This window comes from Phormidium sp. CCY1219 (assembly GCF_035615515.1).
In the GTDB taxonomy this organism is placed as follows: domain Bacteria; phylum Cyanobacteriota; class Cyanobacteriia; order Cyanobacteriales; family Laspinemataceae; genus CCY1219.
This window is the reverse complement of the sequence record NZ_JAJENT010000266.1, coordinates 1-11,899: the sequence shown is the minus strand read 5'-3', so window position 1 is coordinate 11,899 and position 11,899 is coordinate 1. Positions and strand designations below refer to the sequence as shown.

Annotated in this window: 11 protein-coding genes; 5 read left to right on the top strand and 6 right to left on the bottom strand. The window is 49.6% G+C overall.

Annotated features, from left to right (window positions below; translation table 11 throughout):
• Nucleotides 1-114: 114 nt before the first annotated feature.
• Together LKK83_RS03390 and LKK83_RS03385 are read right to left on the bottom strand one after the other, a co-directional pair.
• A complete protein-coding gene (locus tag LKK83_RS03390) occupies nt 115-2,004 on the bottom strand; it encodes a tetratricopeptide repeat protein (protein ID WP_324629437.1) in 1,890 nt (629 codons plus the stop codon).
• Between the two features lie 200 nt (nt 2,005-2,204).
• The gene (locus tag LKK83_RS03385; RefSeq protein WP_324629435.1) at nt 2,205-2,750 is read right to left on the bottom strand and encodes a hypothetical protein; all 546 of its coding nucleotides are present in this window, start codon (nt 2,748-2,750) and stop codon (nt 2,205-2,207) included.
• Between the two features lie 568 nt (nt 2,751-3,318).
• Here LKK83_RS03385 and LKK83_RS03380 point away from each other — a divergent pair.
• On the top strand, nt 3,319-3,579 hold the full coding sequence (locus tag LKK83_RS03380) for a GlsB/YeaQ/YmgE family stress response membrane protein (RefSeq protein ID WP_324629434.1): 261 nt from the start codon (nt 3,319-3,321) through the stop codon (nt 3,577-3,579).
• Between the two features lie 305 nt (nt 3,580-3,884).
• Here LKK83_RS03380 and LKK83_RS03375 read toward each other — a convergent pair whose 3' ends face one another.
• The gene (locus LKK83_RS03375) at nt 3,885-4,127 is read right to left on the bottom strand and encodes a hypothetical protein (RefSeq protein ID WP_324629433.1); all 243 of its coding nucleotides are present in this window, start codon (nt 4,125-4,127) and stop codon (nt 3,885-3,887) included.
• 289 nt (nt 4,128-4,416) lie between these two features.
• Nucleotides 4,417-5,748 (bottom strand): hypothetical protein, encoded by a 1,332-nt coding sequence (locus LKK83_RS03370; RefSeq protein ID WP_324629432.1) that lies wholly within the window; start codon nt 5,746-5,748, stop codon nt 4,417-4,419.
• Nucleotides 5,749-6,101: 353 nt separating this feature from the next.
• Between LKK83_RS03370 and LKK83_RS03365 the strand changes: the two genes are divergently transcribed.
• A complete protein-coding gene (locus LKK83_RS03365) occupies nt 6,102-6,842 on the top strand; it encodes a Mut7-C RNAse domain-containing protein (RefSeq protein ID WP_324629431.1) in 741 nt (246 codons plus the stop codon).
• Nucleotides 6,843-7,003: 161 nt separating this feature from the next.
• Here the strand turns inward: LKK83_RS03365 and LKK83_RS03360 are convergent, their stop codons facing one another.
• A complete protein-coding gene (locus LKK83_RS03360; protein ID WP_324629430.1) occupies nt 7,004-8,041 on the bottom strand; it encodes an NADP(H)-dependent aldo-keto reductase in 1,038 nt (345 codons plus the stop codon).
• A 184-nt stretch (nt 8,042-8,225) separates the two neighbouring features.
• Here LKK83_RS03360 and LKK83_RS03355 point away from each other — a divergent pair, with 184 nt between their 5' ends.
• The 3 genes from LKK83_RS03355 to LKK83_RS03345 all read left to right on the top strand — a co-directional run bounded on the left by LKK83_RS03355 (nt 8,226) and on the right by LKK83_RS03345 (nt 10,810).
• Nucleotides 8,226-8,588: a hypothetical protein gene (locus LKK83_RS03355; RefSeq protein WP_324629428.1), complete on the top strand. Its 363-nt coding sequence runs from the start codon at nt 8,226-8,228 to the stop codon at nt 8,586-8,588.
• Between the two features lie 285 nt (nt 8,589-8,873).
• On the top strand, nt 8,874-10,472 hold the full coding sequence (locus tag LKK83_RS03350; protein ID WP_324629427.1) for a gamma-glutamyltransferase family protein: 1,599 nt from the start codon (nt 8,874-8,876) through the stop codon (nt 10,470-10,472).
• Nucleotides 10,473-10,552: 80 nt separating this feature from the next.
• Nucleotides 10,553-10,810, top strand: coding sequence for a DUF3370 family protein (locus LKK83_RS03345; RefSeq protein WP_324629438.1), 258 nt, complete (start codon nt 10,553-10,555; stop codon nt 10,808-10,810).
• 81 nt (nt 10,811-10,891) lie between these two features.
• Here the strand turns inward: LKK83_RS03345 and LKK83_RS03340 are convergent, their stop codons facing one another.
• On the bottom strand, nt 10,892-11,689 hold the full coding sequence (locus tag LKK83_RS03340; RefSeq protein ID WP_324629425.1) for a DUF3386 family protein: 798 nt from the start codon (nt 11,687-11,689) through the stop codon (nt 10,892-10,894).
• Between the last annotated feature and the right edge of the window lie 210 nt (nt 11,690-11,899).

The following is an 11,899-nucleotide window of genomic DNA, read 5'->3' as shown; positions in this document are numbered from 1 at the left end:
TCATTGGTCATTGGTCATTGGTGGTTTGTGGTAAATTGTCATTAGTCATTGGTCATTGGTCATTGGTGGTTTGTGGTTGATGAAGTGGGTAGGGAGACTAATTTGCACCCTTGCTTATTCGAGCGATCGCTGGTATTTTTCCAACAATTCTGGCAGATAATCATAGCCATCGACGCCGATCGCGGGGAGAAAATTACGGCGTTGTTCTGCCAATAAGTCTTGAAACCCCGACTCACCTAATTGCCCTTTCACAATAGTAAGCAAGCCGGCGATCCGCCGCCATTCCGTTGCCTGAATTTGTTCGAGGCGATACATTCCCAACGCGCCAAAGAAAATGGTTTTGGGCAAATCTGACTGGTGAAAAAAAGCTTGGGCGAGATAGCCTAAGGTCAAACCTTGCAGGTACAAATCTCCCGAAATTTGCGCGGCTTCCCAGGCTTTTTGGAGATATCCGATCGCCTCTTGATAGCGGTCGATTTCCACATACGCAATCCCCAAACTACTAAAACATAACGCTTGACTTTGGCGATCGCCGCCGCGTTCAGCTAATGCCAAACCCTGTTGCAAATAATTAATGGCCACTTCATAAACTTCCGGTTCCAATTCCCCGCGATCGCGCGCTTGAAACACCTCGCTAAACCCAAGAGTTGCCAGAGCATTGGCTTCAGAAAGGCGATCGCCGGCTTGTCGGGACAACACTAACGCTTGCTGACTGTAGCGAATCGCTTCTTGATAATTCTTCTGCGCCACAAACGTGCGACTGAGGTGATTTAACGAGGCAATTTCACAGGGGCGATCGCCAAAATCCCGGGAAATTTCCAACGCTTGCTCGTGAAATCCCAAAGCGCGCTCGTATTCTCCCATCGTTCGCATCGAATAACCAAGCAACGTCAAAATTCTGGCCTTTTCTTCCGTTCCTTCCACTCGTCGCAGGGGTTCGGACAAATATTCCAGTGCGCCGCGCAAATATTCCCCAGTAAACGCGGCAAAAATCCCCCCATAAAGCGGAAAATAATCTCGCTGGGCAAAGGCGCGCAAAATCTGTAACGTCACTTGAAAGCAAGCATTAGCCAATTGCTCTCGCGAAGTCGAATTCAACCCAGCAGACTGGCGAACCGCATTGGCTAACTGCGACCAAATGACCGCAAAGGTTAAATACGTCGAAATCGACAATTTAGCGCCGACTTTGGAATCATACACCATTTTGTCGAACCAGGCCACTAAACCGCGTTGCAAACTCTGAAAAATCACCGTTGTTTCCACCCACTCGCTCATGTCTGGGGTGGGTTGTTGCCGTAAAAAATCCGAGAAAGAGCGATTGAATGCCAGGGTATTTAACAGCGCTTTGGGAAACGGACGATTCAGCTTTTTCGACCACAGCGCCCAGGGTCCATCCTCTCCGGGTACCCCGCCAAAACCCAGGGAACCTTTACCGCGATCGTAAATCCAACTGACCAAATGTTGTTCGAGTTGCTGCCAAGATTCCCACCCTTTTTTCAATCCCATCGCTAAGGGCAAAATCTGCTGCGAAAGTTCGGGATTGTTGGTTTTTTCCAGCTTTTGCTGGAGGAATTTCGCCAGTTTTTGCTGTTGTTGTTGGGTGAGGGCTTCCGGTTGGTTGGGGTCGATCGCGCGCAGCAATGCAGTCAGTCGCTGCGGGGGTTCCGCGTCGAAGATTTGATTCACCGCCTGGGATATTGCCACGGCGACTTTGTTTTCCTTTTCCCAGCGTTCCCACTGTTGGGCGATGGTTTGTAACGCTCTGTATTTCCGGTTTGCCTTGGCTTGTTTTAACTCATCGGTTTCCCTATCGATTTGGGATTGAATGGCGCTCTGGCGTTGGCTCAAGGCGCGCTCGAATATTTCCCCCGTGCCGCTTTCTACTTCTCGCAGCAGCATTTGATACACTTGCTCTTGGGAACGAATTTTCCCTTTCAGGGTGGTATCGACGATTTTATCAATGAGTTGGAGATAGCGATCGGGCAATGAGATAGATTCTGACATGGCGAATAAACTCTTGCTAGGGGTTTGGCATCAGGCACCGTTGCCTTTGTTTATTCTAATTGCGCCGCGTCTGATGCACCGAGGCTACTGAAAGGATTTTTCTGCGAGACAAGATAAAAAAAGCCGCTTTGCACGAGAAAAGCGGCAAGAGATTGGATAATAACGTCGAGCTGAAAACGGTTTTTATCTGCTGCGGGGAACTACCACAGGGCACGCACTGGCTCTCGAGGTTGGGTTTCTACGCGCACCGGCGTAGGCGCGGGTGCGGGTTGAGCGGTGGGCCGGCTGCGAATCAGTTGCGGTTCAGCGGGCGTCGAAATCGGTTCAGGGGGCGTCCAAATCGGTTTGTTGATTTCTCGGCGGGCGCGAATCTCTTCAAAGATGCGACGGATTTCATCCACGGAGGTATCCGCCGCTACGTCTGTTTCCGTTGTCGGTTCATAAAGAACTACGGTGTTGTCGTCATAGACCAGAATCTCTTTTCCAGGGAGCAATCCGAGTCTTTCCTGTTCGATGCGGGGAATCTCTACCAGTTCGATGTCACCGTTGGGGAGTTCGAGAGTGACGATATTGTTGCGAATGGATTGCACGGTTCCTCTAAGGGGTTCCCCGCGCATGGTTTGGGCGATCGCAGTCCCCTCGCGGGAGAGTTGGGGGGTGTCAGCAATGGCGGGGTACATCGCCCCGAGAGAGATAGACAGGAATAAACTTGTCCCGGTTATTAGTTTGAGCGCTTTGCGATACATGTCCTCCTCCTGTGAAATTCAAGAGCGTTTATCGATTCTATCGGCACCCCGATGCGAGTGGGTCAGTCCATTCAAGGGCCAGCAATTATCCTTGCGTCCCTGGAGTTGACCGCACTCGAACGATTTCTCAATTTTTGATGGTTACATCTTACCAGTAGTGCTTCAAGCAAGTTTTAACAATTTCGCAGGATTTATCGTTTCTTAATATTTTGCGGATTTTCTGAAAAAGGCCGGTAGAATTGGAGTTGAGGTGTGGCAGTTCATCGAAATAGTCTGGCCGCGAATGGGAACGGCGGCTTTTTAGGCGCGATCGCTCCCGTTGTCAGCCAATCATCGGGCAGCGGGTACGAGCTTCATCTAGCTGCAGTTTCGATAACCTTCTGTGAAATTCCGCTAACACTTTCCTGGCCACTGTGTCTTCTTTTTCATCCCGGCTACAATTTTCTCTATCTAACGATATGACAGCTTCTCAGCCAAATTATTCCCTGCGATAGATGAGGGTTAGCCCGTTAAATTGTTAGTGTAGGGACATAAGAGGCCGATAGAAAATCAAAGGAGAGAAAAATATATGGTTAGTATCTTAACTTGGCTCGTTTTAGGTCTGATTGCAGGCGCATTAGCAAAACTGATTTATCCCGGACATCAAGGCGGTGGAATTTTTGCCACCATTGGTTTGGGAATTCTCGGTGCTTTAGTCGGCGGTTGGCTCGGAAAAGCTATTTTCGGGGTTTCAGCGACAGGATTGAGCATTCCTGGAATTATTGCTGCTGTCTTAGGGGCAATGCTCCTGATCTTCATCTGGGGTTTGGTCACGCGCACCGCTTCCTAGTCGTGTAGCCTCAGTTGAACGGTGCAGATTATTTTCAGTTTGGGAAAATCTAGAATGATGGGGTAGAGGGTTCCCCCGTACCCCATGCTTTCTTAGAGCGCGGCTGCGTTTTTCCCTGCGGTTCCCGCCGCTGCGAAGGAACCCTCCCGAAAAGCGCAGTTTGCCACTGGATTAACTCACCGATGCGAGAGATGCACCGTCTTGGGAAAGGGAAAAATATCAATGCGCCGACCTTTGGATAAGCAGGGTCGGCGCATTGTCGTTGGAGTACAATAAACTCACGGGAATGGCGATCGCCACAGTCGTTATTTCTCTTTTTGCAACATTTGCCAGGTGGCACCCAATGCCGCCCCCCCACCGGCAATTAAACCCAAGCTCATGCCTTCGAGGGTTTTCATTAACGGATCTTGCATCAAGCATTCGCTGCTGGGTACGGGAGCCATTAAGCACTGATGGAGTTCCGCCCGACTGGCGGTACCTCCGAGAATAACGCCAAGCGCGCTACACACCACAATATAAATAACGAAGCGATTGTTTTTTCTAACCATAGATAGATGACGGATAACCTCTGCGCCTCTCTACTTTATTGTGTGACCGATTGGCAAATCGTGCAAGGGGGAGCAAATTAAATTCCGGGGGTGACTGGTTATCCGGTCCGGTGAGGCTCCATGTCACCGGCAGAGTCTGTCCTCTGTACCCAGGGCGATCGCGCCACTTGCCCGTTCCCCCTCTGTAGCAATTTTACTCAAATATATAGAATTGTTAACCAATAAAAATTACACCCCAAATCAGGGTGCAGAACTGCTGAGGATGGCGGGGGAGATATCCCCCCACCGCTTAAGCAGGTTGAAACCCTTTGGCGGCTTTCTTTTTCCCTTTCGACTTCGATTTAGATTTGTGAACCTGCATCAGTGCCGATTCAAATAACTCGTGCAAATGCACTGGAATGGAGGCAGATTCGGGTAATGTCGGTTCTGAGGGTTTATTAAATTCCTGCAAGAGCGATTCTAGGTCACGCTCTAAATTAAATTCCGGGCGCTCCAATACCGTTTGCACCAGGTTTTCCAATTGCTTCGGATACTCTTCGGCTAATTGCTGCCAGATATAATAATTAATCGAAGGGTCTTCCAAATAATAGCGCAAAAATCGTTCGATTTCTGGGAGACTGGCAGGTTCCGGCGCTGATAAGGTGGCTTGAAATTTCTCGTAGGTGGGAATAAACATCTGACCCCAGCGCGGATCGGAAAAACAAGTAACGGTTTCCGCTTTTTTGATGTCATCCGGTAACTGCACTTTTGGCGTTACCATGTCGCTGGTGTCGGGGTTCTCGAAGGCTTTGATAACTTCTTTGGGATCGGCACCGGCTTCTTCGGCGGCGGCGAGGATTTCTTCGCGATCGACGCCGGCTTCTTCTGCCATTTCGTCGAAGGATTTTGATTGGTCAATCCCGGCGGCTTCCAGGCGGCGCTGGGTCATTTTTTCTTGCAGTTCGGCCAGTTTTTTGTTCAGTTCGTAGCCGGAGATGGTAAAGCGATCGCTGCCGAAAAATTCCACAAATTCATCGTGATATTGCTTCACCGATTCCCAGGCTTGTTCTAACATCTCCGGCGCATCGCCATACAGATGGTTTTTGTAATTGTCTTTAAAGTTTCCCACCGCAACGGCAAGTTTGGGTTTCCCTAATTTACCCATCGGCACATAGGTTCCAAAGAACATCCACTCTCTGTCAGAAAGGGGCGCAATTCGGGTGAGGAGAATTTCTCCGGGTTTGATGCGCGCCATTTTTTCGGCTTGGGCGGTATTGTTGGGCTTGACAAAATATTGTTTGGCGGTGAGCCAGTTCATCAGTTCAAAGCCATCGGGAAGAATTTCTTTGATTTCAAACAATCCCATGAAGCTTTGTTTCCAGTTTTGGATGAGTTGGCGATCGCTTTCGGATAAGTCGGGTTCGGTTTCGATAAAAATGTCGAGGGGAGTTTTCTCTGCGACTTCTCCTTCTATGGTAAATGAATCAATTCGCATATTGCGGCGATTGATATCCGCTTGCTGAGTGGAAGCGTTTTCGGCGGCGTAGGTTTCCAGGGCAATTGCCAAGTCTCCTTCAGCGTCGAGGACGAAATCAACTAACTGTTGCTTGAGTTCCCAAGCTCGCTCCAGGGTTGCGTTCACGGTTTCTCTCTGTTGAATGAACTCTATGGTTTTAGGGTAGCCGCAAGTTCGGGCGATCGCATCTATCTGTAGTGGAGTTTCTCCAAGGATCGTAACCCGCGATCTGTGGGACTCGGTTAACTATAAATAATCCACGCTAAATAAGAACCCAGGGTGAATCGGATCGAACCGCAAGCGCGAGGGGCAGTACATACTCTCCCCGGGCAATTTATTGTGCATCATTGCTTATCTCGTTCATTTTTGAAAAAACCCCAGGGGAATAGACCCTGAATCATCCGAGAGAAACCTTCATCTGGCGCTTTTATTTGCTACCCTCAAACTATCCCCATTTTTTATCCCGACGTTTAAGGAAAATGAATCGAGCACAATATCGCTTTTATGCTGAATTAAATGACTTTCTGCCTCCGGAGAGCCACAATGCCACCCTGACGCATCAGTTTAAAGACAATCCCGCGATTAAAGATTCGATTGAGTCGTTTGGGGTGCCGCATCCGGAAGTGCATCTGATTGTGGTCAATGGTCAATCCGTGGATTTTGCTTATGGGGTAAAAGATGGCGATCGCTGCGACATTTATCCCATTTCTCAATCGGTGGATATTTCCCCTGTTGTCCCTTTGCGCCCGCAACCGGAACCGCGCTTCGTGCTGGATATTCATCTGGGCAAATTGGCGGGATTTTTGCGGATGTTGGGCTTCGATACGCTTTATCGCAATGACTATCCGGATGAAGAATTAGCCTGGGTTTCGAGTACGGAAAATCGCATTTTGCTGACGCGAGATATCGGATTGCTGAAACGGGGAATTGTCACCCACGGCTATTGGGTGCGATCGATGAATCCGCATCAGCGACTTGAGGAAGTTTTGCGCCGCTTCGAGTTGTTTGATTCTATCTCTCCTTTTTCTCGCTGCATCCACTGCAATGGAACTCTAGAAGTTGTAGAAAAGCAAGATATTTTACATCGCTTGCAACCTAAAACTCGCGAACACTATGACGATTTCCGTCGCTGTGAGGCTTGCGATAAAATCTACTGGAAGGGTTCTCATTATGAACAAATGCAGGATTTCGTGGAAAAGTTTAGGCAACCCTCGAATTAATCATTTAATCTCGTTTATCCCCCTAATAATCAAAACCTATCCCGCTTTTTTATGCAGTTTTTAATGAATTTAATGGAAGGTAAATAATTGTCAGGACACGGCAGTGCCGTGTCCCTAAGTTAGCGGAAAAAAGGGGATTCGGTTAAGGGAGAAAATTGAGATTAAGGGGTGGGGTTGGGATATTGGGCATGAACTTCGTTAATTTCGGCGAGGATATCGGGGGTTAATTCCACGTTAACGCTGCTGAGGTTTTCTTTGAGTTGTTCCAGGTTTGTTGCGCCGATGATGGTGCTGGTGACGAACCATCGCGATCGCACGAATGCGAGGGCTAATTGAGCAGGGGTCAAGCTATGTTTTTGGGCAATTTCCACATACCGTTTCACGGCGACGCTGGCGTTACTTTTCTCATAGCGCTGACCGAAACCTTCAAACAAAGCTAAGCGGGAATTTTCCGGAATTCCATCGATATATTTGCCGGTTAACATGCCAAAGGCGAGGGGACTATAGGCGAGCAATCCCACGCCCTCGAATCGGCAAGCTTCTGCGAGATTAATTTCAAACACGCGGTTGAGCAAGCTGTAAGCATTTTGAATCGAAACCACTTTGGGTAGGTTCATGGTTTCGGCGAGATGGCAAAACTCGCAGACGCCCCAAGGGGTTTCGTTGCTCAATCCGAGATAGCGAATTTTTCCGGCTTTAATTAAGTCGGCGAACACTTGCAATTGTTCGGCAATCGGAACGGTTTCGCGTTCGTATTTCGGGTCGTAATTGGGGCTACCAAATAAGGGGACGTAGCGATCGGGCCAGTGGATTTGATAAAGGTCGATATAATCGGTTTGCAGGCGTTGCAAACTGTCATTGACTGCTTGCTCGATATTTGGGCGATCGAGCTTGTTGTTTTCGCCGCGAATCCACTTGAACCGAGGGCTAGGTCCGGCGACTTTTGTGGCAACCACCAGCTTGTCGCGCTGCTGCTTGACTAACCATTTGCCGATAAATTCTTCGGTTTTGCCCTGGGTTTCAGCGCGCCCGGGGACGGGATACATTTCCGCCGCATCGATGAAGTTGACGCCTTCGCCAATGGCATAGTCGAGTTGCTGGTGGGCCTCGTCTAGGGTGTTTTGCTGCCCATAAGTCATGGTTCCCAGACAGATTTCAGATACTAATAAATCGCGATCGCCGAGTTTTTTGTATTCCATGACACTTTTTTTTGTACGATAGTCTCTGACTATCTTAACCAGAATCGTTACCTGTCAAGCATTCTGCGCCATAAGACCTTCTCGCAGCCACCCCGAAACTTACCCAATTGGATCCACTTGCAATTTTCTGAATTTCGTACACAATAGTTAAAACAGTTGTCATTATTCTTCACAAAATCGCCATATGAAATCGAATAAATTCCTGGCTGCTCTGGTTTCCACTACCGCGCTGTGCGCTGGCGTCTTGCTGGCGAGCGAAGCGCAAGCGGTGGGCTGCCCCTTCGCCAAGGGAATCAACAAGTCTTCCGAAAATATCGGCAATAGCGCTTTACCGTTTAAAGCGGCAATTCTGGGGGGCAGCGCCTTGGCGACTGGTGCTGGCATTTTCGCGGTGCGTCGTCTCGCCGATGCTCGTCGTGCGGAACACCCGGAATTTTCCTCCACCGATGAGCTGGTGAGCGCCGATGAAGTGTTTGGTTCTGAAGCGGTGGAAGCGCCGGTGCAAGAAGCCGCAGCAGAAGAAAAAGAAACCGCTTTGGTTCGCTAATTGCTACCAAAACAGTTTCCTCCCAGAGGGTGACGGCGATCGCGATTCGCCGTCACTTTCTGCTATTCTGGCAACTGCCGCGACTCGATTAATTTTATAAAAAATCTGAAAAACCGCAGAAGTTCGGGGAGCTTTGGCACGTGAACGTTGGTAGAAACGTAAAGTATGTAAGCTCCCACAGTTGGGCTGCGGTTAGTTTTAATTTAACACAAGATTTAAGCAAAAGCAAGAGTAACTCGCCTATAATTTTGCCCGAAGAGAAGAATCAGTGATTCAGGGTTTATTATGCTGCCAGGACATTTAATGGAGTACCCCTATCCCTCAGCGCGGCGAGTGATGATGGGCAAGCGGGGGGCGGTGGCGACGAGTCAACCGCTAGCGGCGATCGCCGGCATGGAAATTTTGCAGGCGGGGGGAAATGCGGTGGATGCGGCGATCGCGATGGCGATCGCGCTCACCGTGGTGGAACCTTGTGCGAACGGAATTGGCGGCGATGCCTTTGCTCTGGTGTGGGATGGTCAATTGCACGGCATCAATGGGTCGGGGAAAAGCCCGCAAGGCTTGTCGGTAAAAAAATTTGAAGGGTGCGATCGCGTGCCGTCTTACGGCTGGTTGCCCGTTACCGTCCCCGGTGCGGTATCGGCGTGGCGGGCCACCAGCGATCGCTGGGGTAAACTTCCGTTTGAACGGTTATTTTCCCCTGCCATTCGCCACGCCGAAGAAGGATTTCCCGTATCTCCCGTGTTGGCGCAAGCTTGGAAGGTTGCTGAATCGATTTATCTGCCGTTAAAGGGGGCGGAATTCGAGGGATTTAAACAAACCTTTTTCCCGGATAACCGCGCTCCCTATCCCGGAGAAGTCTGGGGAAGTGCGGCTCATGCCGATACATTGCGAGAAATTGCCCAAACCGGAGGCGAAAGCGTTTACCACGGCAAACTCGCCGACAGAATCGCCAGTTTTGCCGCCGCTACTGGCGGATTTCTCACTAAAGCCGATTTAGAGGCACATGAAGCCCTTGAGGTGGCCGCGATCGCCACTGACTATCGGGATGTGACGGTGTGGGAAATGCCGCCCAATACCCAGGGATTAGCTACCTTGATGGCCCTGAATATTTTAGAACGCTTCGATTTAAGCCAATATCCGCATCAGTCCGGGGAGCGATATCACTTGCAAATCGAAGCAATGAAACTGGCATGTGCTGACCTGCATCGCTATACTGCCGATCCGGCGTTTATGGAGGTATCGGTGGATCGGTTGTTAGGGAAAGACTACGCGCGCGATCGCACTCGGGGGATTTGCGAACGGGCGATCGCCCTGGCGGAACCCGGTTTCCCCAAAGGCGGTACGGTATATCTCGCCGCCGCCGATGGCGAGTTGATGGTTTCCTTTATTCAATCCAATTATATGGGATTTGGAAGCGGGATTTTAATTCCCGAAACCGGTATTTCCCTGCACGATCGTGGGTGTGGTTTCACCTTAGAACCCGGACATCCGAATCAATTCGCCCCCGGAAAGCGTCCGTTTCATACGATTATTCCCGGGTTTCTCACTAAAGGCGATCGCCCTTGGGGACCGTTTGGGGTGATGGGCGGACCGATGCAACCCCAAGGACATTTACAAGTGGTGTCTAATTTAGTGGATTATCACCTCAATCCGCAAGCGGCGATCGATGCGCCGAGATGGCATTTTGTGCGGGGAAATCGCGTGTTGCTCGAACCCAGTGTGCCCGAGTCGGTGGTGGACGACTTACGCGATCGCGCTCACGAAGTCCGCGTGAGTAACCGAGAGCATTTGTTCGGACGCGGGCAAATTATTTTAAAGGAAAATGGGGTATTTTTTGCTGGTTCCGAACCCCGCACCGATGGAATGGCGATCGCGTTTTAAGTGGGAGAAAAATACCGCCGCCAAAAATAACCCGGAGCTTCTATTTTTAGGGTGGGCATTGCCCATCCCATCCCGCTAAAATTGAGAGCAGGGGTTTTTTTACCTCATTTCCAGAAACTTTTATCAACCCGAAACTTAGCGCCAAGGTTTATGAAGATGATGCGGGTGAGGAAGTGACGCGCTACCTCCTGCATTTGTGCCATCGGCGCAGTCAGATTTTCGATCCGTTAGTGACGCTGAATTTAGCACCGACAGAAGCGCGATCGCTGCGAGTAGACTTCCTTTATCCCCCGGATTCCGTGCCGCCTCAAGTCCTTACTGTGAGGACGCTAAACTAATTTTTACCTTCGATAAAATCTCCGTTAATTTAACCCGTTCCTAGGTAACTTCTAGGAACGAGTTATTAATTTCACGCGAGATTACAACGGTTGCACGTCATTAAATCGGATGGTGCTATCCGGCGTTAATTGTAACTCCGGATTACCTTCTTTTGAGCGTCGGATCGTCCGATTGGTGAGCAAATAGTAGCCGCCAATTTTTTCATAGAAATCCCGGACGTCATTTTGTTGTAAAATTTCCCCAGTATCGGCATCGCGGTAAACCGTTTGGGTGTGAATGGGCAAAAATCCTTCTGGGGTTTTAATGGTGCCGACCACATCAACCGTCAGGGCGACATCATCGAAACTGCGATTGACTTGGACGATTTGGTTATCTTGCACTTTATAGGAAGGATTAGATTTTTCTCCCATTTCTTTAATTTTTGCCGCTCCCAACTCATCGATATCTTCGAGTTCAAAGGTACTATTTTCGTGCCGTTTGTCAAAGGGAACGGACTTGCGGTGGATGACTTCCATCTGCAATTGTTCTTTCACTAAATCGCGGATATCCTCATCGGAAATGTTGAGGACGGAAACCTCCAAATCCGGCGTCACGCGAACTAATCCTTGCTCGATTTTGCCGCCATCATTCACCGAAACTTCTGCCTGATAGCCGGGAAAATTCTCATCCCAAGTGTAGCGTTCGTTGTAAGCGGTTTCAAACACTTCGCGCCCAGTGGCGAGGGGTGCAACATCCTTCGGAATGCGGTTAGAAACGGGATTGGTGGCGAGGGTGTGGGGTGCGGCGATCGCGCCTCCGCCAAGACTCCAGAGGGTCAGGGTGAGAAGAAATGCCACACACCACCGCACAAATCCCTGCTGATTCAATCTGCATTGCATAAAGAGAAAACCAATTCGTCCTTTTCATTCTATTAGAATTACGGGGGTTTCGTCTGGCGATCGCCTTTTCGGTATGGATTTTTCACAAATCTACCCTTCGATAGATATGCCATGTAACGAAAAATGCTAACCTCCCTCACTGGCGAAAGCGAGAAATCAACTCCTCCCGAGATAACTGCATCAACAACGGGGTAAATTCTTCCGGAGATA